This is a genomic window from Caballeronia calidae, from assembly GCF_900044055.2.
Taxonomy (GTDB): domain Bacteria; phylum Pseudomonadota; class Gammaproteobacteria; order Burkholderiales; family Burkholderiaceae; genus Caballeronia; species Caballeronia calidae.
In genome coordinates, this window is record NZ_FCOX02000090.1 from 1 (window position 1) to 21,290 (window position 21,290).

At 53.6% G+C, this 21,290-nt stretch carries 19 protein-coding genes and 2 pseudogenes; 18 read left to right on the forward strand and 3 right to left on the reverse strand.

Annotation, left to right across the window (positions count from 1 at the left end):
- A pseudogene (locus tag AWB78_RS37620) lies at positions 1–362 on the reverse strand (hypothetical protein); the annotation flags it as partial.
- Between the two features lie 503 nt (positions 363–865).
- Here AWB78_RS37620 and AWB78_RS37625 point away from each other — a divergent pair.
- The 11 genes from AWB78_RS37625 to AWB78_RS44315 all read left to right on the forward strand — a co-directional run bounded on the left by AWB78_RS37625 (position 866) and on the right by AWB78_RS44315 (position 13,049).
- Positions 866–1,768: a DNA-binding protein gene (locus tag AWB78_RS37625; protein WP_062611797.1), complete on the forward strand. Its 903-nt coding sequence runs from the start codon at positions 866–868 to the stop codon at positions 1,766–1,768.
- Between the two features lie 661 nt (positions 1,769–2,429).
- The gene (locus AWB78_RS37630) at positions 2,430–3,242 is read left to right on the forward strand and encodes a ParA family protein (protein ID WP_062611798.1); all 813 of its coding nucleotides are present in this window, start codon (positions 2,430–2,432) and stop codon (positions 3,240–3,242) included.
- Positions 3,239–4,120 (forward strand): ParB/RepB/Spo0J family partition protein, encoded by an 882-nt coding sequence (locus AWB78_RS37635; RefSeq protein WP_062611799.1) that lies wholly within the window; start codon positions 3,239–3,241, stop codon positions 4,118–4,120. Before AWB78_RS37630 ends, AWB78_RS37635 begins: the two co-directional genes overlap by 4 nt.
- A 54-nt stretch (positions 4,121–4,174) precedes the next feature.
- Positions 4,175–5,203 (forward strand): replication initiator protein A, encoded by a 1,029-nt coding sequence (locus tag AWB78_RS37640; protein ID WP_062611800.1) that lies wholly within the window; start codon positions 4,175–4,177, stop codon positions 5,201–5,203.
- 933 nt (positions 5,204–6,136) lie between these two features.
- On the forward strand, positions 6,137–6,280 hold the full coding sequence (locus AWB78_RS44300) for a LysR family transcriptional regulator (RefSeq protein WP_082883574.1): 144 nt from the start codon (positions 6,137–6,139) through the stop codon (positions 6,278–6,280).
- A gap of 53 nt (positions 6,281–6,333) precedes the next feature.
- Positions 6,334–6,849, forward strand: coding sequence for a MaoC family dehydratase (locus tag AWB78_RS37645; RefSeq protein WP_232478036.1), 516 nt, complete (start codon positions 6,334–6,336; stop codon positions 6,847–6,849).
- 480 nt (positions 6,850–7,329) lie between these two features.
- Complete coding sequence (locus tag AWB78_RS44305; RefSeq protein WP_074173636.1) at positions 7,330–8,205, forward strand: SDR family oxidoreductase; 876 nt, start codon at positions 7,330–7,332, stop codon at positions 8,203–8,205.
- A 10-nt stretch (positions 8,206–8,215) separates the two neighbouring features.
- Positions 8,216–8,686 (forward strand): 2,4'-dihydroxyacetophenone dioxygenase family protein, encoded by a 471-nt coding sequence (locus AWB78_RS44310; protein WP_074173637.1) that lies wholly within the window; start codon positions 8,216–8,218, stop codon positions 8,684–8,686.
- A gap of 856 nt (positions 8,687–9,542) precedes the next feature.
- Complete coding sequence (locus tag AWB78_RS37650; RefSeq protein ID WP_062611801.1) at positions 9,543–10,658, forward strand: porin; 1,116 nt, start codon at positions 9,543–9,545, stop codon at positions 10,656–10,658.
- Between the two features lie 14 nt (positions 10,659–10,672).
- A complete protein-coding gene (locus tag AWB78_RS49915) occupies positions 10,673–11,071 on the forward strand; it encodes an acyl-CoA thioesterase (RefSeq protein WP_157697749.1) in 399 nt (132 codons plus the stop codon).
- Between the two features lie 55 nt (positions 11,072–11,126).
- Entirely contained in the window at positions 11,127–13,049 is a 1,923-nt protein-coding gene (locus tag AWB78_RS44315) for a sensor histidine kinase (RefSeq protein ID WP_198399431.1), read from the forward strand.
- An 18-nt stretch (positions 13,050–13,067) separates the two neighbouring features.
- On the opposite strand, the gene AWB78_RS37665 is transcribed toward AWB78_RS44315, so the two are convergent.
- Entirely contained in the window at positions 13,068–13,883 is an 816-nt protein-coding gene (locus tag AWB78_RS37665) for a helix-turn-helix domain-containing protein (protein ID WP_062611804.1), read from the reverse strand.
- A gap of 678 nt (positions 13,884–14,561) precedes the next feature.
- Here AWB78_RS37665 and AWB78_RS47050 point away from each other — a divergent pair.
- Positions 14,562–14,834, forward strand: coding sequence for a hypothetical protein (locus AWB78_RS47050; protein ID WP_157697750.1), 273 nt, complete (start codon positions 14,562–14,564; stop codon positions 14,832–14,834).
- Between the two features lie 108 nt (positions 14,835–14,942).
- Here AWB78_RS47050 and AWB78_RS37670 read toward each other — a convergent pair whose 3' ends face one another.
- The gene (locus tag AWB78_RS37670; protein ID WP_074173639.1) at positions 14,943–15,371 is read right to left on the reverse strand and encodes a helix-turn-helix domain-containing protein; all 429 of its coding nucleotides are present in this window, start codon (positions 15,369–15,371) and stop codon (positions 14,943–14,945) included.
- A 665-nt stretch (positions 15,372–16,036) separates the two neighbouring features.
- Here AWB78_RS37670 and AWB78_RS37675 point away from each other — a divergent pair.
- The 6 genes and pseudogenes from AWB78_RS37675 to AWB78_RS37700 form a co-directional block, all read left to right on the forward strand.
- Positions 16,037–16,489, forward strand: a complete 453-nt coding sequence (locus tag AWB78_RS37675) for a lytic transglycosylase domain-containing protein (RefSeq protein WP_062611806.1) — start codon at positions 16,037–16,039, stop codon at positions 16,487–16,489.
- Positions 16,482–17,282 (forward strand): toxin co-regulated pilus biosynthesis Q family protein, encoded by an 801-nt coding sequence (locus AWB78_RS45490; protein WP_232478037.1) that lies wholly within the window; start codon positions 16,482–16,484, stop codon positions 17,280–17,282. The genes AWB78_RS37675 and AWB78_RS45490 overlap by 8 nt, the downstream gene beginning before the upstream one ends.
- Positions 17,282–18,934, forward strand: a complete 1,653-nt coding sequence (locus AWB78_RS37685; protein WP_062611807.1) for a type II secretion system protein GspD — start codon at positions 17,282–17,284, stop codon at positions 18,932–18,934. Before AWB78_RS45490 ends, AWB78_RS37685 begins: the two co-directional genes overlap by 1 nt.
- A 13-nt stretch (positions 18,935–18,947) precedes the next feature.
- On the forward strand, positions 18,948–19,508 hold the full coding sequence (gene pilP / locus AWB78_RS44320; protein WP_232478038.1) for a type IV pilus biogenesis protein PilP: 561 nt from the start codon (positions 18,948–18,950) through the stop codon (positions 19,506–19,508).
- A 2-nt stretch (positions 19,509–19,510) separates the two neighbouring features.
- Positions 19,511–20,836, forward strand: coding sequence for a type 4b pilus protein PilO2 (pilO2, locus tag AWB78_RS37695; protein WP_062611809.1), 1,326 nt, complete (start codon positions 19,511–19,513; stop codon positions 20,834–20,836).
- Positions 20,823–21,290 (forward strand): annotated as a pseudogene (locus tag AWB78_RS37700) (GspE/PulE family protein); the annotation flags it as partial. The gene pilO2 and the pseudogene AWB78_RS37700, both read left to right, overlap by 14 nt.

The following is a 21,290-nucleotide window of genomic DNA, read 5'->3' on the forward strand; positions in this document are numbered from 1 at the left end:
GACAGTGCATTCTCCGCGGCGTACGCGGTGACATCGAAGTCGGCGCTGTTGTCCGATTCGGGCCGGGCGCCATACATCACCCGCTGCACCAGCGCCACCGCGCCATAGTCGGCGATGAAGTCGATCACCGGTAAAAAACGCGGCGCCGAACTGAGCACGGCGCCATAGGTTTCGGCGAGCGCGATCACGACCGCCAGTTCGAGCCGGGAGGGCTTCACCGGCAGCAACGGCACCGCATCGCCGTGCGCGGTCAGCCACGCGGCGGCGGCCCGGCGCTTGAGCGTAATGGCTTCATCCACCGCGAGCACCACCTGCGCAACGGCCGCGCTCGGTGCCTCGCTCAACCATGGCTCGCCCGGCATGGCCTCGCTCGACCGATCGTGCTGATCGTGCTGATTATGCTGGTCGTGCCGTTCGTGGTCCGGTTCCGGTTCGGTCCGTGAGCCGAGTCGGGGTCCCGGTTGGACTCATCGGGCGGAAAGTCTTGTGCCACGGCGCCCTCCCCTCTTTTGTAATTACCGAATTGGCCCATTCTACCCCTGAAACGCTATCCCGATAATAGCCATTATCAGGCTTAAGAGACTTTATATCGAATCCCAGAAAACGCGTGCGCGCCTCAGTCACCAAGGGCGGTGCTCGCGGCCGGGAGTCGCACCGCGACGCGCCATCGCTGATTCGGCGCTCTGGCGTCCCGTAGGGAAAGCCAAGCGAACCGCCGCCTCCGCCCCGCCCCCTTCCCCGCCCCGCACTGACGACGCCCTCCCTGAGGGCGACCACACCGCCACGAAAGCGCTGTGCACCGAGTGATGGATATGATACGGTATGACTTGCTATGATACGTACGATACGATAGGAGGCGCACAAAATGAACGAGACCACGCGACCGGGCCGCCAGGGGGTAAGCTTCGAGCAGGTCGCGGCCGCCGCTACGGCGCTGCTGGCCGAAAACCAGCGTCCCACGCTGCGGATCGTGCGCGAGCGCATCGGCTCGGGCTCGATGGCCACGATCCAGCGACACCTCGCCGCGTTCGACGCGCAGCGGCCGAAGCCGCAAGGGACCGAAATTGAGTTGGCGCCCGCCCTGCGCCGCGAAATTGAAGCCGAGATTCAACGGCACATCGCGGCGGCGACGGGCGAACTGCGCGAACAACTGGCCGACGCCGTGGGCGCCCGTGACGCCCTCGCCGAGGAGGCGGAAACGCAGGCCGCGCTGCGGGCCGGGGTCGAGCAGCAGCGCGACCAGCTGCAGACGTCCGTGACGGAGCAGGCCGCCCGGCTCGCGGAGCTGCGGACCGTCGAAGCGCGCGAGCGGAGCGCGGCCGAACAGGCGCGGATCGCACTGGCGGAGGCGAATCTGCGCCTCCACGGCCTGCCGGCGCTCGAGGCCGAGCTGGAGCGCCTACGCCTCGCGCTGGACACGCGGACCGAAGAACGGTCCGCAGCGACGGCTGAGGCTGCGCGACTGACGGCTGAGCGCGACGGATTGGTCAAACAAATGGACGCCGCGGAGAAACGGCTGGCGGCGCAGGCTCGGCTGGCCGAGCAAACGCAAGACGAGTTGAAGTCGGAACGGGCGCGCACCGCCGCGGCCGAAACCCGCGCCGCGGCCGCGGAAGCGCGTTCCGCCGCCACCACCGAGCGGGTCGCCGACCTATGGGCGCAGCTCAAGGGCTTGGCCGCCCGCGAAGCCGAGACTGCGCATCGTGCGGATGCCGCCGAGCAACCGCTACAAGAATCGTCTCAGCGGTCTGCGCGCAACCCAAAATAGGCAGCACGCGCCCTCCAAGGCAGGCGCATCATCAACGCACGGCAGAACAAACGAGTCCGTCATCCGCTGGCCGCCTCCTATCACTAGCAGCGAAGATATCCGACTCGAAAACACCCTGAATAAAGCCGAATCAGTTTGCCGTCAGCGGGCCGACATGCCGCGCTTATGCCGTTTGCCAACTACGCTTTGGCGAAGTAAAGACTCTTCTCGCCTCGTCAATCAACGGCCGCAACCACCCTACCCGCTTCGGCAAGCACGAGATGCAAAACGCACGGTGCCGGCGCGGTTCGCATCTCGGAACCGTCTGAACCAACACGGAGGTGGCAACAGAATTTGCTGAATGCCCTGACGCGTTGCGTCACGACGCCCCCATCTAAAACCGCCGCCCGAACACTGGACTCGTCACAATCCGCGCTTGCGCGCTATACACAACGCGTGCACGGGGGAACCGCTTCAAAGCTAGCACCGAATCGTCGCCTGACCGATTCGATGTTTGTCCAAAGTTTGGACACTCCGGCGAACGTCATCCTGACTAGAGAAAATTAGTCAGATAGATCTTTACACAGCTCCTCGCAGTGTGTATCGTCCACGAAAATGGACAATATCGTACACGACTAGCCGTCCAAAGTTTGGACAATCCTTCACACAGGATTTATAGATTATGTCTTTTTCACACTCGAAAGTTCTTGCCATAACGAACCACAAAGGTGGCTGCGGGAAAACGACCACCACGATTAATCTTGCTGCCGAATTTGGTCGACTAGGACTAAAGGTCCTTGTCATAGACATGGACCCGCAGGCAAATGCCAGCCTTCACATTGGGATGACTCATCCTAGTCGGGTCGATTTCACGTGCGCCGAGCTCCTGCTAGGCGATATATCTAGTCTTCCACATGCTATCCACGAGCAGACACATCTCGAAGGAGTTTCCTTGATCTATGGGTCTCTAGGACTAGGAAAAACCGAGGACGAGCTGAAGGACGTTACTCCTCGTCCATCGGAAGAATTGCGAAGCAAGCTCGAAGCCGCGGACAGCGTGTACGACATAATTCTTATCGACTGCCCTCCGAGCCTAAAGTTGCTTACAAGCAACGCAATGGCCGCAGCGACACACATTATTGTTCCGGTGGAATCAGGTTCGCAGTACGGCTTGTATGGCGCAGACGATTTGCTAAAGCACATTGACAAGATTCGGCGCATAAATCCTAAGGTAGCCCTACTGGGTGCTCTGCTCCTCAAACACGACGAGCGGCAGACTGTCTGCAAACTTCTCGAAAGCACGGCGATGAAGACCTTCGGCCAGATCCTGCCGGTGAAGATTTCGACGAGCACGAAAGTCAATCAGGCCGCGGTCATGCAACAAAGTCTCCACAGCCTTGATCGTTCATCGAAAGTCGCACGTGAATTCCGAGAGTTAGCGGCAAGCCTCATGGAAACGTTGAAGCTCAAAGCCGAGACGGAGGATGCACAATGACGAGAAGCCTGAAAGCTCAGCTCGCACTAAAGGCCGAGGAAAATACTAAGCGGCATCGCGAGGCAAACTATCGCGACGATTTCGACACTGGTCGCCAGCACACGAAGATTCAGCTCGAAAAGATCGACCCAAACCCCTACCAACCGCGAACTTCATTTTTGGAAGAAGATATGCGCGAACTGGCGACGTCAATCAGTTCGGTAGGGTTGCTGCAGCCTATCAGTGTACGGGTCGTCGACGACCGCTATCAATTGATTGCGGGTGAACGTCGCTTGAGGGCACACAAGCTTCTCGGGAAACCCACCATCGAGGCTATCGTTCTCGGTGTTGACGAAGCCACAAGTGCGACGCTGGCGCTGGCAGAGAATATCGAACGTGAAGACTTGTCCGATTTCGAGGTCGGTGAAGGTATTAGGCGAGTTGAGGAGCAATTCCCAAAACGAACCAAACTGGCTGAGTCATTAGGCATTCAACGATCGGATCTGTATCGCTACCTATCGTATTCGAAGCTCCCAGAATTCATTCGCGAGCGCCTTGCGATCCAACCCAAATTGCTGTCCCGCTCAGCGGCGTCGGACATCGTGAAAGCACTCAAAGAGGCAGGGAATGACGAGCGCGTGCAGCATCGCCTTCGAAAGGCGTGGGAGCAGCTCGAAGCGGGAAAGCTCGATCAGACAAAGATCGCCACAGTCATAGCCAGGCCAGAATCCGAACCGTCGCCTCAAACCGACAAACCCACCCACATCGTGAAAGATGGAGCCAAAGTTGGAACTTTTTCACGCACGCAGGACAAATTTGTGATGAAACTGTCCTCCTCTGCTCTTTCGAATGAGCAGATGGAGAAGATCCAACGCTTTGTTGTCGAGCTTTTTAGCTAACTCGTCTCTGTCCAAACTTTGGACATCTCGTGTAACTGAATAGGAGAACTCGACATGGCTAGCGACGCAGTAGCAAAGGCGCGAGCTCTCGAGGACCGGATGCGAGCGCGCGCCAGGCCGCGGGAAGGCGATGCCGCGACGTCGACGCCCGATGCGGAACCCCACGACGACCCAATGGCGGAAGTGGAAGTCGTCTCGCAATCTGCAGCAAGACGAAAGCGTAAGCCGGCGAGGGTACTCTCTGATGACAAGCATCCTCAAATGGACTTTTTCACAGCGGATTTCGTTGACGTAGCGCAGAAGAACGACCGTCATTCAATGGAGCATCCGCTCTTCAGCCTTAAGAAGCGTCCGGATACAAAGATTCGCGTCTATGAACACAACGATGTTGAAATCACCATCACACCAAGCGTGTTAGGCCTTGCTACGATCTGGGACAAAGATCTGCTGATCTACGCCACCAGCCAACTCGTGCAGGGTATCAACGAAGGGCGGACAGACGCGGTGAACCGGACTGTGCGGTTCACCGCGTACGATTACTTCGTTTCAACGAATCGCGGCACCAGCGGAGCCGAATACGAATCGTTAGAACGCACGCTAGAGCGTCTGAAAGGTACACAAATCAAGACCAATATTGCGACCGGAGGGGAGCGACGAAAGCGCGGCTTCGGCATGATCGAGGACTGGGAAATTGTTGAGCGGGGCAGGGACGGTAAGATGGTCGCTATCGAGCTCACGCTGTCAAAGTGGCTCTACAACGCAGTTCAAGCCCTTGAGGTTCTTACTATCAACAAGGACTACTTTCGCTTAACAGGCGGCTTGGAGAAGCGGCTGTACGAACTGGCGCGCAAGCACTGTGGCAATCAAGCTCTTTGGACAGTCGGCGAAGAAATTCTTTTCAAGAAAAGCGGATCTACCGGCACCCTCCGAGAATTTCGCCGACTTCTAAAGGAAATCATTCAAGCTGATTGCCTGCCTGACTACAGGGCAAAATATGATGAAAAGGCTCGAAGAGTCGTCTTTTACACGAAGAACATGCGGCAGCTTACAGCGACCGTCCTGGAAGCGCTCGACAAGCACTAATCAGGACTCAGCTTATCGTGTTTTCACCCACGAAAGCCCTAATTTCGATCTTCTCCTTGGCGGTGCTTAGAGCATTGACTCGTGTTATCACACACACCAAACCGCCCGGGGCCTCGATCTGTCTCTGGCGATCTGTCTCTGGATTAATGCGTTTCAGCCAACAATGATAGTCAACGTAGACCGTGTAGCTCCACTCGCCCCGGTTTACGCACCAAAGTCGACAGAGATGAAAGGGGTCCTAGTCGTGGTTTCACCCACACTTTGCTGAAAATTGCGCCACCACCGTGGTATCACCCACAAGGCACCGTGTTTTCACCCACGCGCCAACCGTGTTTTCACCCACACCGATACCGTGTTTTCACCCACACCATGAATTCATAAGTGGTTGAATTTATTTATATTTTTCAACTTTTGTCCGGTGTTAACACGCGCGCGTGTTAACAATTCTTTTTAACAGTTTAACTTCTCGCGCATCCAACCGTATCGGTACACCCGCGCCCGTCCGTGGAGAACTAGGCTGCACACAGCTCCGCTGTGCACAGCCCGTACGCTACGCTACGGGTACCCTAGTTCACCACCGACTCCCCGCGGCCAAGCCCTACGGGCCTGACGCGCCCCGATGGGGCTTGCCCCAAGGAGAAAGGAGTTATGCAATACAAAGCTCACGGTCTATCTAGATGGTCATCGGGCGCATCGGAGCGTAAACACGCGTTGAGCCAACAAATGACCGCGTTGATCACATGCAAATACAGAACTTCATATTTCGGTAGTATGGATCTGTGTGATGCTTAAAATTTAAAAGATAGCTCTCGCCTTTCGGCGGGGCGACCGTCCCGCAGTGTTTGTCGGGTAGCGGCGACATTGCGGCGTTGCGGCGTTGCGGCGTTGCGGCGTTGCGGCGTTGCGGCGTTGCGGCTAACCTAACACGCCACCATGAATCTCAAGCACTTAAGGCAGTTCGTCGCAGTTGCAGAGGAGGGTAATTTTCGACGTGCAGCCGAGCGTATCGGCGTAGAACAACCGGTCGTTACAGTTGGAATTCAAAAGCTTGAGTCCAATTCGGTGTCTGCAGATTGACCGGTTGCCACGGTTCGGTCCAGCCAATCGATGTTATCGTCAAAAGCGATAGCATGATTTATATCATTTATTTCACGAGAAAAATGGAATCTACAACGATTAGATTGGGTCAGGGTTACTATTGGCAGGATCTGGAAGTTGGCCAAAGATTTACAACATTTTCCAGAACGATTACTGAATCAGACCTTGTGCAGTTCATTAACGTAACGGGAATGCTCGAGGCAATTTTTATCGACGCCGACTTCGAAAGCGGTGTGATTACTGGTCGCCCGGTTCCCGCCGCGCTGACGTATACGATCATAGAGGGATTGATTCTGCAGTCGATGATTCAAGGCACCGGCCTTGCATCGCTTGAAGTGCATCAAGTTGTAAAGAAGCCGGTTCGTGTGAACGACTCGATTTCTGCAACGATATCAATCAAGTCGCTGCGAGAGACATCAAGTGGAGGAAAGGCCGTCGTTGTGTCCGAGGTTGACGTGATGAACCAGCACGGCGAGTGTGTTATGACCTATACCGTCACGCGACTTTTGGCTGGGCGGACCGAGGTTGTTCAAGTAGGTGCGGTATAAATGAACCGGCGTTCATTCCTACTGAGCCTTGGAGTGCTTGCTGAAACCCTCCATGCAGTGTCCGCTTCGGCGTTGGAGCACTCAATTCGTCGCCTCATGAAACTCGGCGAAGCTGGACAGGAACAGGATCCGCTCAATCTTGCGCGTGTCGCACATCGCGTTCGCGTTCGCGTATCAGTGTCCAGATATCTCACGCGCAATCCGAGACAACAGGCAATCAAGCAGAGCATCGCGTAGTTGCACTTGCCTTTGGATGAACAACCGCTCGACGACTTCGAGCAATGATCACGAGCTCGGGTCTCAAAAAGAGCAGCTTCCGGTAGCATCGGCGTATCATTCGTCGCAGAGTAGAATTCAATCCGGCACAATGCCACTCAATCCGTCATCGGGTACATTCACGAAAATACCGGGTGGAGTGTAAGAAGCCACGCGGCACATATGGCTCGGTCGTTCAATAAAGTTTAAAACAAAGGAATCGCGGTGGATAAATTCGTCGAAAAGGTCGTAATTATCACAGGAAGTGGCAGTGGATTCGGACGCGAATTTGCATTGAAGGGCGCAGCCCTAGGTATGAAATTAATGCTCGCCGACGTTGACGAAGATAGCCTCCTAGAGACTGTCGAATTAGTGAAAGCCTTCGACGTAGAAGTACTTGGATTAAAAATTGATGTTTCTGATGCTTTTCAAGTCGAAGAACTCGCTCGAAGAACAATGGAAGCATACGGCGCTGCACATCTATTATTTAATAATGCCGGCGTGGGAACGGGAGGGTTTCTCTGGGAGAGCACTGCAAAGGACTGGGCATGGACGTTTGGGGTGAATGTAATGGGAGTGGCAAATGGTATACGTTCATTTATACCATTGATGCTCAAGCAAAACGAGCCTGCGCACATTGTTAACACTGCCTCTATCGCCGGATTTTTATCCGCCACTGGTATGGGAGTCTATAATGCGTCTAAGCATGCGGTCGTTTCTCTAACCGAAACGCTGTACCACGACTTGAAGATCGTTGGCGATAAAGTCAGCTGCTCCTTGCTTTGTCCAGGCTTTGTTCCAACCGGAATAGCAAACGCCGAGCGCACGAGGCCACAGCCCTTGCGTAATGAATCGCCCATGACCGCTTCACAGCGCATGGCCAATAGGCAGCTTACACGAGCAGTACGAAGCGGGTTAATTAATGCAAAAGAAGTCGCGGATATAACATTCGACGCGGTGCGTGATGGCAGATTTTACATATTTACTCACCCGCCAATGATGGATTCTGTCAAGTTGCGATTTGACGATATTGCGGGACTCCGTAATCCGTCAGCAGTACATGAGGACGCCATCTCTTCGCCAGCAACACGTGAACTATAAGGAGGCAGCTATGTTTTTCGACCAAATACAGACTGCCTGCATTAATGACGATGATATCCCTTGGGTGCCCTTTACTCCCTATAGTGACAAAGTATTTATAAAGTATTTTAAGCTAGACCCGATTCGTGGCGAGACAATTACGCTTCTTAAAGCGCCTGCTTCAGGAAAGATGCCTATGCATCAGCATACGGGTACCGTAATTGTCTATACTCTGCAAGGGCGATGGAAATATCGGGAACATGATTGGATCGCAAGCAAAGGCAGTGTTGTTTATGAGGTGGCTGGCTCAAGTCACACGCCACAAGCGCTACCCGACGAAGATAACATTATTACCCTTAACATTGTTCAAGGCGATTTGCTATTTTTAAATCCTCGTAAGCAGGTGGTGGCCATGGAAAATTGGCGTACTGGCTGGGAGCGATACGCGGCATACTGCAATAGTAACGGATATTCCATACGAGACTTAACTTCTTTCGGATAATTCGAATGTCCAGTGATAGATCAGAATCAGCAGGGTGTCGAGTAGTTAACGAAAATGCGGCCTGCGCATTTAAGCGAAAAGGAATCGTTATCTGACTACGTTTTGAGCGTTTGCACATTTCAGATCGTGCGCGGTTCTATGGTCATGAGTGATGCAACGCATTAGTCACGTTTTTGGAAAATATGATCAATGAGTTGTACACCACCGCAAAAAAAAACGTCCTCAGATCAACGCACAAGCGGCCGCTGATGCGGGCCTCAATTTCGCAGCAACACGCTCTGGATAGACTCGACGAAAGTCAGCCGTCAATGTCGCTCCTTTCGAAAGCACCTTTGATATAACTTACGTTACGCTTTTAATTCGGCCGCCAATATCAGCGGCAGCTCCGGCACCCCTGAATGACACGACGGGATCGCGGGCTCCATCAATGATTCAACATCACCATATGCTCGGCTCCTCAACCGCAGATTACAAAAGCGCGTAGAGCACGCTCGAAGAGTCCTGGCGCAACCCGTTTGTGGCATTGGAAGTGTCCAGAATCGATTAAATCTTTGGATATAAACGCGGGCGCTGGATTGTGGATAAGTACATAAATAAAATCGATAACCAAATGCAGTGGTAAATACCGATTTACAATCGTGTAGAAATCAATGCCGAGCCTCGTTTGCTCGTCAGAATAGGATATGCTCGGCTTTTCTGGTGGCACTCAACGCCACGTTTCATAACTTAGAACATCGGAATCCAGTAGAAATCCACTAAAATTCACCTCAAAAATTGAAGAGGACGCGACATACATTCTCATTTTAAATAAGAGTTTATCTAGGCAAAAATCGTTATGGACGTTGATTTCTAAAAAATGACATTAAACATCAGAATATTGTCTGCAAGCGTCGTGTTAAGTTTGCTGCCTGTTGTATGTGCAGCTCAAACGTCGATAACATTGTATGGGATCGCGGACGAAAGTGTTCGTTACCAAACAAACTCGACCAAGGATGGTGGAGCTAGCCTAAATTTAGGAACGGGCGGTGCAAGCGAAAGTCGTTGGGGGTTGACCGGCGCTGAAAATATCACATCAAATATCTCCGCCATTTTTAAGATTGAGAATCGCTTCTTCATAAATAATGGAGAAAGTGATCCAACAATTCCATTTTTTAATCAGGCGTATGTTGGGTTGAAAAGCGAGCAACTCGGAACACTTGCCCTAGGCAGGCAATATAGTCCGTTGATCGAGGGGATGACTATCGGGGGATACGGGTCCAATAGTTGGATTCCGTATAATTACAGCTTTTCACCAGAAGTCTCGATGGCAGGAAGCGTTTGGGCCAGCAATCAAATAAAATACACGGCGCGACTAAACGATCTGTTCGTTTCGATCGGGTATGCGTTTGGTGGTGTCGCTGGACATTTCAATTACGGTCAACAAATAGGTGCTGCTGCGGCATACATACCACGCACAATTCCCATAACGTTAGGGGCCGCGTATCAGCGTGCAACAGATACGCTGAACGGAAGCACAACAATGCAATGGACCATTGGTGGAAGTTACAAATTCGACTCAACGAAAATTTCCATTGGTTATATTGAAAATAAAAGTGATTCTGACTTCGGTACCTTCGAAAATGGGCCTTACACAGCGGCAGAGTTGACTGCACTGAAATATACAGATTTCAGTCGAAGGAAAATGCTATTTTTTGGCGGTAGCGAAGAAGTTACCCCATACCTAAAAATATTCGGAAACGCGTGGCGCACGATTCAGCTTGGCAAAAGCAGATCCGACGATGGTTCCGCTTGGCAATTCGAACTCGGAACGGACTACAGCTTAGCTAAAACAACAGACTTGTACTGCGAAATCGATTGGTCGCATTATCGTGGTGATCTGATCGGAGCGCAACTACAAGGCGTGAACGCGATCGGGTTAGCACAGAAGGCGGTGCAACTCGGCGTAATGACTGGAATCAGGCACGTGTTTTGAAAGATTAAATGAGGATGGCAAAGTTGACAAAAGATAGATTATTTTCGGAATTTAGGGTGAGGCATCACGAGTGTGATTTCGGCGGAGTCGTGTATCACGCAATATATTGTAACTATTTCGATCAGGCGAGATACGAGTTTTTACGATCAGTAGGAGCCGATCTCGACACGCTGAGGAGGGGTGGGGCAAACCTCTTGTTGCTAAGGTCAGATATTAGGTACTTTAAGCCACTTATTGCCGACGACATATTTTTCGTCACAACCGAGGTCACTCAAAATCAAGAGAATGATTTCGAATTTCGTCAAAATATAGTCAAAAGGGACGAGGAGGGGCTGACTAGTACCTCCTTTTCGGTAGCCGCGTTTTTCGACAAAGAAGGTCGGAAAATTGAACGAGGCATCCTTCGTTTCTAATATTTAATTAACAAACATGCGGAACCATTTAATTCTCTTTTGGTTCATTTTTGTCATGGCTTTCGGAATTTCAGACGCAAATGCGCTAGATGCGATTTCGATATATCAAGCAGAATCGTCTGCCACGCCATTATCAGGAAGGTTTGAGTACTTGATTGATAAGACTGGAACTCTAGGTCTGGACGATATTCTTCAAAATCACGAAAAAGATTTTTCACCTCTGGTTGAGCGCGACCTCGAATTCTCAGTTTCGCATAGCGCAGTCTGGATTAGATTTGCGGTCAATTTTAGTAAATATCACGATAAATATTGGTTCGTTCTGCAGGATTATGAACATGTTCAGGTTATGGATTTGTTCTATAAAAACAACGGTCAATATAAGCATCTTCAAATAAATGAAGAAGCGCCGGAAAATAAAAACGGGTTAAAGATACATAATTTTGCGTTCAAAATTCCCGTCGATGGAAACAACATTTCGACATATTACGTAAGATATTTTCCAAATGGTCACGCCGTTAAAGTTTATCTGTCATGGGCAGATACTGATGGGTTTATTGGATATCTCGCAAAGACTCACTTAGAAGAAGGCGTGTTCTTTGGTGGGTTGAGCGTCATGCTTATTTACAATGGATTTTTATTTTTATATCTTCGAGACAAAACGTATCTACTTTACGTTTATTATTTGGGAGCATTTATCGGCACGTTTTTGTACATAGACGGATTTATGCCGATTTTATTTGGAATGAGTAGGGAAAAGGAAAAAGTTTTTTCTATGTTGCCGTTTTTGGCAGTAAACGGAATGGTGATATTTGGGAGACATTTTCTTAATCTAAAAGACACTCGTTCGTTTACTGAGCGATGTTTAATATGTGCTCAATGGATCGTGCTGGCAGGTGCATTCTCACCATACATTCTGCCAAGAGGCCGCTCATGGGATCTTGTGAATGTTTTAATTATCACAGTGATTCCGATGCTCATCGCTTCGGGTGTGTCGCAATGCCGCCGGTATAAACCTGCGCGGTACTACACGCTGGGATGGGCTGTTTTTGGTCTCACAGTTTGTATGCTATCTTTAAAGTCGCTGCTAATTTTGCCGCCCAGTTTCGGCGCAGACGATGCTGTAAAATTTGGAGCCATGTGGGAGGCGATATTGTTCTCATTCGCCCTGGCGTTTAGGTTTAGGCTTAACGAACAGGAAGCGAAAATCAAAGTTGATAATCTACTAACCAATGTCAAAAGTGCGCTTGAACGCGAGAAAGAGGCATTAATAAGGAAAGCGCAATTTATTGCTGCGGTTAATCACGAGCTACGTACGCCATTACAATCATTGACGGGATCTATCGAGGCCTTTGCTGCGCACGTGGATTTGCCGAACGATGATGCGAGGCTGTTGAAACTGCGGCGTGCAGCGGGGCAAATATCGTCGCAGATGCGTGATATTGGAGAATACTCCCGGCTTGAAGCAGGTGCCTTGGTCCCGCGTGAAACCGAATTTCACCTCGCAGAAATTCTTTACGGAATTCAAGAAGATCTGTCTGAATGCGCCCGAAGCAAAGGGATTGACTTAAGAGTCGAACAAGATCGGAGCGAGCTGGCATTGTTCGGCGATCGCGATAGAATTAGGCAAATCATTACAAATTTGGTCGAAAATTCAATCAAGTTCTCCGATGAGGGGGGCGTCACGGTTGCGTGTTCGATCGGCAACGAGTCCGATGTAGTTGGTCCGGACACAACATCGAGGGTGCTGACAATAGATGTGGTCGACTCAGGGAAAGGAATCAGTTCCGATGAGCTTGAGAAAATTTTTGAGCCATTCTGGCAGGGAAGAAATAAGCAAAAGGAATCAGGTTCAGGGCTGGGATTGGCAATAGTGAAGCGGTTGACTGACTTACTCGGTGGAAATATTAGTGTGGACAGCACGAGAGGCAAAGGCAGCCGATTTACCGTACGCCTGCCAGTGAAAGAAATGAGCATTTAATGATTTAAATAAGATAATTCACCTCAGGCTTCGGAAAAACAATCTTTTGTATACGGTAGTCGCGATCGTTTCAAGCAGCGCGGGTTTCTCTAGAACCGAGATGTCATAAAGCTGTACCATTTTTGCCAGGTCAGAGTCTTGAACTTTATCCGTTCGTAGTTCGCCGGTGAGTACGATTATCGGAACGGAAGCAGACAACTCGCTACGTATGATGGATATCGCTGCTTCCGCCGTTTTATCGTCTCCTAATACCCAGTCCAGTATGTAGTATTCAAAGTTTTCATACTTTGCTTCTGCAATAAGCGTTTCGGAATCGACAAACTGCTTTACGGAGATTCCCTTTCGTGAGAATACGTCCGCTATGCTTTGTGGAACATCTGGATTGTCGTCCAGCGCTGCGATTACCGGGGGCGGCAAGAGGCGAATATTAGATACACTGAAGTATCGGATATCATTTCTGATTTGACTGCCCGGCAAGACGATAAAAACGTCTCCTTCCTGATAGGTAACTAGTTCTTCTGCCTCAGGTACGGTGACCGGCAATCCTATCTCGCAAACGCATCGCTTCGGCATCCCTGAAACATGAAGGATGCCGTTGCCGACCGACGGCCGGTAATTGCAAACAAGGCTCTCGATCGGTTCACGAAAGTATGCTGCTATTCTCGACAACTGATCATTTGTCCACGCTCTATCGCTTGAGAATTTCTGACGGGAGCTTACGTAGGCAATGTTCAAAATGGATGCCACCGTTTTGATGTGCTGCCGCTCGGAGACGCCGTGTTTGTTGAGAATCGCCTTGACTTTCTCAGTTGTCTCATTGTTGTCATGTTTCATGGTCTTGTTGCTAACTGTCCGAGTTGGTTTGGATATGTGCATAGCGTGCTTAATTGGATACGAAAGGTGATGTTAAAAAATAAAAAATGATCAATTATCACAAATAAGAATTTGTTTCAAATGCAATATCCCATATTTTAGAAAACTGTTTGACTGCTGAATATTTTCGAATAGTATGTGAATATGTTTGAATATCTTGTGAGCGAACATTACCGCGTCCCTGGGGGTCGAAGCTCTATGAAAGCGTTGCCGACCGTGGTAACTGCATGGCCGTTAGGGCTGAACGTGCGTCCCGGGTAGATTTCCGCGTTGTATTGTGTACTCGGAGATAAGCAACGGTACGATCGTGGACTACTTGAGTGTAAAGCCGGAGCAGTAGTTATGTTAATTCGATCGAAGATTGATTGTAGCGTTTCCTGCCCGGTTATTTAGGCGTGAGGGCAGAGTGGGATAAGCACCGTTGGTCTACATGGAGACGGCGGTCAAGAGCGTTTGTCGAGTGTGATGTTGTAAGCGCGTCGGGCACGATGTCCGAGGCGTTAGGAAGTAGTATTAATGACCAGAAGACGGACTTTTCAAGAATTGGCTTGAAGAGCCTAAATTGGTGTTGATAAGTAATTCTAATTTGTTGGATGGCAAAGCAGGGGCGAAAACTAACCAGAAGAAGGAGACTGCAAGATGTCTAAATCAGGCTATCCGGTGATCGAAGAGGTCGTACGTGGGGAAGAATCCGCTGCACCAATTGCTCTTCATGATGCGATCAGTAAGAAAATTAGACAAGCGGTAGCTATTTGTACGCTTATAGGGGAGAGCGAAGAAGAAAGCCCCTTAGCGAGCGATGCGATGTCGTTGGTTTGCGAACTGCTCCAAGGCATCGACTGCCAAGAGCAGGCTCTTTTCGAATGCGCAAAAGTTTCAGCAGGAGCGATGTTGACAGTAGTGTCCGCATAGCCAATTGCCAATCCGCTTCGGGCATCAATTAAATCCGGTCAGACATCGCGTTGGATTTTGATGGGTACCCGATCCGCTCCGGAGTATATGGAGCGGATGATCGGGGCGTTAGAACTTCTTGAACTGCTCCAGAATTTCATCGGAGCGACAATTGTCGAGCTCTCGCTTTAAGCGCAAATATAACGAAAGCACAGACCATAGCGCATCGCTGGCTTCCTGATCGATGTCCCCTCGCCGATCAGCACGGATCATGGCGCTGATGAGTTTTCTCGTTCCCGTGGTCAATTCTGCAGACTCTTCGGTGCCGATGACGCGCATTGCTCTGCTTCCAAACATCAATTCGGCCGGATCTTCTTCGAGTGCTGCGGCTATTCTGAGGATCGTGGCAGCGTCAGGCTCACGGATGCCATTTTCGTAATTAGACAGGCGTGACGAGCCGCTCTTTCCGCTCATCCCCATTTTCTGCGCCACCTCCTGCAATGTCAGGTGGCGACGGTCTCGTGCCGCGCGCAGGCGAGCTCCAATTTCTTCTTTCATTCGGAAGAGACTACACAAAAAGTGTAATAAACGGCGCATATACACAAAAAATTGTCAAAAATACACGATAGGTGTATATTGCGGTCTGTGGATACACGCAAGACCTTTTGCCGTCCTGTGTTGCCGCTGGTACGTGCTCCGGCTCTTGCCGACGGCTTAACCAACTTGACCAGCCACCCGGAAGAGCAACTGACTTTGCCTTGACATCGATCTTCTTTCCCGCGACGACGTGGCCGGGTGAAGTGGATCCACGGCAAAGATGGCTGGGCATATTTGGGCGTTTTGTCGAGCTTTTCGGATGCGGCGGCAAGGGAAGACATCAGGATGCCGCGTCACAAAACAAGCTAATGAAGCAGACGCAATCAGCACGTCACCCTAGCGCGCGTCATCCGCTCGGGCGTGCGAAGAAGCGGCTAAGTGTGGTGTTCGAGCATCACACTTAGCCTGACCACAAGCGCGATTTTGTTGGGACACACACCTATGGCTACCGCAATTGTAGCGGTATCCGGTCGCTCGATTTCTCATCAGCGACCGGATACCGTCCTCATGGTCCTTTCATTGTTGGAGGTTGTTCTCACGCTGTTGATCAACGTAGGCGTCGCGCGAAAGCGGCTCGTCGGTTTTTGCAAATCCAAGGCACAGGCGTGAAGCACCTGGTTTCCGCAATGGGATTCGTCGCTGTAATCACTTGTGCATCGTTCGCCCGCGCGGATTGCATCGATGATGCTGCCACGTATTTCACGCTGGATCCGCAGCTCGTGCGCGCGATTGCACAGCACGAATCCGGGATGAATCCGCTTGCTATCAATAGGAATGCGAATGGAAGTGTGGACATTGGACTGATGCAAATTAACTCGATTTGGCTGCCAACATTGGCGCGCGCGGGGATCGCACCGCAAAGCCTGTGGAACGCCTGCGTAAATGCTTACGTCGGCGCGTGGATCCTCAGCACCAACATTGCTCGGTTTGGCGCCACGTGGAAAGCCGTGGGGGCCTACAACGCGGCGTCACCTGCCAAGCAGCTGCGCTACGCCAACCAGATCTATGCGCAATGGCAGTCTGTCAGGCGGCGCAGTCAAGCTATTCAACGTCCCGAGCGAGCTCAAATCAATGAATAAGACGATGGGAAAACTGCACCCTGCCGCAGCAATGCGCCTTGCCGCTGTGGCATTCATCACAATTTTTCTGATGTCTGCGGCTTCGGCTGAGGTGGTTGCCGATGAAGATTTTCAACGTGCCGACGGACAGAGCGCGTCATCAGGTAATTGGCATGCGCTGTCGGGAAATGGTTCAGAGGATGTCAGGAACGCCGCTTCCTCGGTTCGTCATGGTTCCAGGGTGTCTGGGGCCGCGTCCGCTCATGCAAGCGAATTGGCCGAAGCCGACGTCCAGACGTTCGATGATCAGCAGGCGCCTGCTGAAGACTGGCAGTCGCCATCGTCAGTCACTAGCGCCACGCCAAAAGCCGCATCTCAGACCCCACAACCACCCGTTCTCGCGCAAAGAACCCAGGCGGTCGCCACTCCGGTCGCTGTGAATCCGGGGACGCGGCCGACGAGCTCCACTGAATTTGAATCGACGCAGGCCCTTACCGCGGCAGCTGCGCCTAATGCCGTGGTGCCTACTGCCGGCGATCCAGCGACAGCAAAACAGGTCTTTTCGCTCGTCGCGGGTGAATCGCTTGAGTCACAAATCATGAAGTGGGCTCAACGCGCGGGTTGGAAGGTGCTTTGGAACTTGCCGGATGACAACAACTGGATTGTGCCGGGCGACGAAGTGTGCGGCACGGACTTCGAGGCAGCAGTCAACCACGTGATCGAAGAGCTGGCTAGCAATGGTGCTGATGTGGTGGCCGACAGCTGGCGAGGCAATCACACGATCGTCATGACGCAGAGCGGAGCAACCGAATAATGAAGCGTTTTCTTTTCCGCAAGACTTTTGCGATGTCTGTTGCGACCGCGACGGCGCTTGCCGGCTGTGGGATCCAGCAGGTCAATCACGCACAGCAGCAAACCGAAAGCGACACGCGCGCGCAGCTCGCGAATGCACCGCAAAGTCGACCGGTCTTTCAAATCCATGAAGGTGCCTGGCTGCGGGGCGAACAGGTTTCTGCAACTCGGCCTCAGCCACAGATTTTCGACAAGCCCGTTTCGTTCCGGGACGCCGACACCCACATCAGCACGCTGCAGGACATTGCGGATTGGATCGCAAGGACCTACAACCAACGGGTCGTGATCGATCCGTCCGTGTCTGCGTCGCCGGGCATATCAACGGCATCGGCAGCCAACTCGAAAGCGCCGAAGCTTCCGGAATTGCCCGCAGGGCTCGCCACCAGCTTGACGGCGGGCACCATACCCGCCGCTGGGCCGCTCACGCCTCAAACGCCTCTACGCTTTACCGGCAAGTTCGGTGATTTCGTCAATACCGTCGATCAGCGCTTCGGCGTCTATTCAGCTAATCGCGATGGCGCGCTGACTTTCTTTAAGACCGAGACGCGCATTTATACGCTGCCCGACCTTACTGACCTGTCGCAGGCCATGACGGGGCAGATAGAAGCGGATATGTCGAACTCTACTTCGAGTTCAGGTTCGAGCAGCGGCGCTTCCGGTTCGGCTTCGTCGAGCGCCTCCGGCTCGGGCGGCCAATCGACGACACTGACTGCGCAGGCCGATCCCTGGAAGACCTTCCAGGAAAGCGCGAGCGCAATTGCCGGGGCTGGCGCGAACGTTTTTACTGATCGGAACATGGGCATTCTTACCGTGACGGGCAGCCCCGCGCAATGCGATCGGGTCGAAGCGTTCATGCATAAGCTCGACGGTATGTTCGGCAAGCGGGTGGCGATCGAAGCGAAAATCTATGAGGTTCGCCGTAATCAGGAAGACAACTACGGGATGAACCTTGCGCTCGCCTACAAGAGCGCGAACGGGCATACGGGAGCGACCTTCACTGGCGCAGGTGTGCCGACCGTCACGAGCAGCGCGACGCCGATGACCTTCGGCGCAACAATTGTCGGCGGCAAGCTCGACGGCACAAAGGCAAGCCTGCAGGCGCTCTCGACACTCGGCAACGTGACCGAGGTAGTGTCGCGCGCGGGTGTGACGCAAAACGGCAAGATTCTCTCGCTTCAATCGGCCACGCTGCAGGACTACGTTCCGAGTATCCAGACGACGCTTGCCTCCAACGTTGGTTCATCCACGGCGGTCCAGACCGCGACCGACATCTCAGGCTTCACAAGCAGCTTCAGGCCCAGAGTGGTCGACGGCAAGATCGTAATCGCCTTCGACATGACCTTGTCCCAACTCGATCCGCTACAGACTTTTTCGGCTGGGTCGAGCTCCAGCGTCACCAACGTTCAATTGCGCACCAAGCCATTTGCGCGCTTTCAGCAGCAGGTGTGGCTGAAGCCCGGCGAGTCGCTCGTACTCACCGGTATGCAGCAGCAGACGACCAGCACGACCAACAATGGCGTGGGTAGCCCCTACATGCCGCTCGCAGGTGGCGGCGTCGACGCTCAGAAGAGCGACACGATGATCGCGATTGTGATCACTGCGCGGCTGCTTTAACAGGACCGGAAAAATGAATCGATATGTCATGGCTCTCGTCGTCATCGCAACGATGCCGGTTGTGTCGTTTGCGTCAGCGGCCCAATCCGTACCCACGCCAACCTCTTCGTCATCTGAGCGTTCCGCTAGCGAAGCAGTGATTGCCGCGTCTGGTGCTGCCGCTTATGCGGCTGATCCATCGGATTCCGATGACCTTGGGAGTCTTCAGAAGGCCGCTGAGCTCTGGAAAAAACGCGCAGAAATCGCGAAGTACAAGGCGGACGCGAAGGCGGCCGCCGCGCGCGGGGACACCTCCCTCACTACGCCTTTGCCCGCATTTGCGCAGACTGGCTCACTGCAAGGGCTGCCGCCCATGGCTTCGCCGCCGGCAGGAATAGGCGCGAGCACAGGCCATCCGGTATTGGTGCGCATTGGCGGAGCGGATGGACATTTTGATGCGCGCCTTGATGTCAGTGGCCACACTGTGGACGTAAGCGTAGGCGATTCGCTCGATGGTGGCTGGACTGTGGCAAGCATCACGGCTTCTAGCGTGAAACTTGTGCGCGGTCGGCAAGTTCTGCTGCTGAAGGTCTGATCATGCCCCAAGTCCTGAATTTACCCGGCTTAAAAGGCGCATATGCCGTCGGCTTGCAATGGTGGCACGAAGATGCGGCGCCTAGGCCAAGGGCGCTGCGCGCGCGCTCCATCGAGCTCAATGCGCGGTGGGGCATTGTGCGCAAGACGTCGGCCATGATCCAGACGGGCTTTTGTGCCCCGATCGACGGCGTCAAAACGCCGGCAACCTTGCGCTCGCTCGCGGCGATCGTGGCGGATGCCCATCCGCAGCCCTGGATGGGACGATACAGGCTCGCGCCTGATGCCGACCGCTACTGGTACATCGCCGTGCGCGACGGACACGCGGTCATTCCCGAGGGGGACCAGATTGGCACGCGCGAGCAACTGGACCGTTTGCGGGAGCGTCATCGCGAATATGGCGAGTGGCATGAATACGAAGGCACGCTTGAAGATCTGGCGGCGATCGTGCGCCCCGCACCCAGAGCGGCCTCATTGGTCGATTTCCAGGCCTCTGCCTGGAAGCCGGTCATTCGCGCGGGGGCCGTACTGGCCGTCGTCGGTCTAACCGTTGGCGCGTACCTGTCCTGGCACGCGCACCGGATCGAGGTGGCGCGTACCGCGGCGATCGCGCGGGCGCGCGCACTTGCCGCAGTGGATGCCTTGCAGCGTAATGCGCAGGCGAAGATTCTCCCGTGGACGCAGCAACCGATCCCATCCGACACGCTCCACACCTGTGCGCAGGCCTGGCACCTTCAGCCGCTCACCCAGCATGGCTGGACCTTGGCGAGCTGGCAGTGCGAGACCGGCACGCACGACGTCACGATCGAGGCTGCGTGGGCGCGTACGGGCGGCGTCGCCACGAACGCACCGGGCACGCTCGCGCGCGACGGCCAGCATGCCGACTCGAGCTCGCATATCGAAACCACTTTTCCGGTCTCACCGTCTGCCGTGCTCGACAGTCAGGCCGCGCAGCGAGCGATATGGGGATTCGTTCAAACGGAGGGCTTGGCGCTCACGCTCAATGCCGCACCGGACAAGCCGGCGTTGCCCGGTTCCGCCCGGAGTAAAGAAACGACACCACCCAACCCGTGGCTCGACTCGTCTGCTGAGCTGAGCGCCGCTTTCCCGCTCTGGCTGGTCGAACCGGCAGCATTCGACGCCGTACCTGGCCTACGCTTTTCGAAGATTCGCTACGACGCAAGCAAAGACCAGTGGGTCGCCACCGGCACCCTCTACGCTATGCGCGAGTCGACCGCGTCGCCGCACCCGGATATAGCGCCTGCGGGACCACTCACCCATCACGAGCGCGCGCAGGCGCGAAAGGCAGACGAGCATGGGGTTCTTTGACGCTAACGGCAGGTTTGGCAGCGCAAAGCGCTTCCTGCCGACCACGCCACAACGCATCGAAGTCGGGAGCCAACAGGGCAGGGGGTCGTGTGCGCTGGCGATGCTACCCGTGCCGTCGGCCGACCTCGCCCGCGATCTCTCGTATCCATCCGGCGCACCCCGGTCATTCGATCGGATTGCCGTCGAGCTTGATCTGCTGTCCCCGGGCGAGGCGCGGGCATTATGCGAGCGCGCGGCGGCCGGGCATCACCGTATCGATGACGTCGCGACGGAATGCGGGGCGCTGACCCGCGAGCAGGTACAGCAAGTCATCGAAGAACAGGCCTTCGTGGTTCACGTCAACGCCGCAAGCGCGGGCAAGGCCTCCTTCTTGACGTGGCTCGGCGCGTTACACCGGCAGGGCATTTTTCCAAAGGTCGTGCGCCTGTCAGCGCACGACCTCGACAAACTGAAG

Excerpts from the sequence above, each read along its gene's own strand:
- AWB78_RS37625 (WP_062611797.1), top strand. The coding sequence starts at position 866 with ATGAACGAGACCACGCGACCGGGCCGCCAGGGGGTAAGCTTCGAGCAG.
- AWB78_RS37630 (WP_062611798.1), top strand. The coding sequence starts at position 2,430 with ATGTCTTTTTCACACTCGAAAGTTCTTGCCATAACGAACCACAAAGGT.
- AWB78_RS37635 (WP_062611799.1), top strand. The coding sequence starts at position 3,239 with ATGACGAGAAGCCTGAAAGCTCAGCTCGCACTAAAGGCCGAGGAAAAT.
- AWB78_RS37640 (WP_062611800.1), top strand. The coding sequence starts at position 4,175 with ATGGCTAGCGACGCAGTAGCAAAGGCGCGAGCTCTCGAGGACCGGATG.
- AWB78_RS44300 (WP_082883574.1), top strand. The coding sequence starts at position 6,137 with ATGAATCTCAAGCACTTAAGGCAGTTCGTCGCAGTTGCAGAGGAGGGT.
- AWB78_RS37645 (WP_232478036.1), top strand. The coding sequence starts at position 6,334 with ATGATTTATATCATTTATTTCACGAGAAAAATGGAATCTACAACGATT.
- AWB78_RS44310 (WP_074173637.1), top strand. The coding sequence starts at position 8,216 with ATGTTTTTCGACCAAATACAGACTGCCTGCATTAATGACGATGATATC.
- AWB78_RS37650 (WP_062611801.1), top strand. The coding sequence starts at position 9,543 with ATGACATTAAACATCAGAATATTGTCTGCAAGCGTCGTGTTAAGTTTG.
- AWB78_RS49915 (WP_157697749.1), top strand. The coding sequence starts at position 10,673 with ATGGCAAAGTTGACAAAAGATAGATTATTTTCGGAATTTAGGGTGAGG.
- AWB78_RS44315 (WP_198399431.1), top strand. The coding sequence starts at position 11,127 with ATGGCTTTCGGAATTTCAGACGCAAATGCGCTAGATGCGATTTCGATA.
- AWB78_RS37665 (WP_062611804.1), bottom strand. The coding sequence starts at position 13,883 with ATGAAACATGACAACAATGAGACAACTGAGAAAGTCAAGGCGATTCTC.
- AWB78_RS47050 (WP_157697750.1), top strand. The coding sequence starts at position 14,562 with ATGTCTAAATCAGGCTATCCGGTGATCGAAGAGGTCGTACGTGGGGAA.
- AWB78_RS37670 (WP_074173639.1), bottom strand. The coding sequence starts at position 15,371 with ATGAAAGAAGAAATTGGAGCTCGCCTGCGCGCGGCACGAGACCGTCGC.
- AWB78_RS37675 (WP_062611806.1), top strand. The coding sequence starts at position 16,037 with ATGGGATTCGTCGCTGTAATCACTTGTGCATCGTTCGCCCGCGCGGAT.
- AWB78_RS45490 (WP_232478037.1), top strand. The coding sequence starts at position 16,482 with ATGAATAAGACGATGGGAAAACTGCACCCTGCCGCAGCAATGCGCCTT.
- AWB78_RS37685 (WP_062611807.1), top strand. The coding sequence starts at position 17,282 with ATGAAGCGTTTTCTTTTCCGCAAGACTTTTGCGATGTCTGTTGCGACC.
- pilP (WP_232478038.1), top strand. The coding sequence starts at position 18,948 with ATGAATCGATATGTCATGGCTCTCGTCGTCATCGCAACGATGCCGGTT.
- pilO2 (WP_062611809.1), top strand. The coding sequence starts at position 19,511 with ATGCCCCAAGTCCTGAATTTACCCGGCTTAAAAGGCGCATATGCCGTC.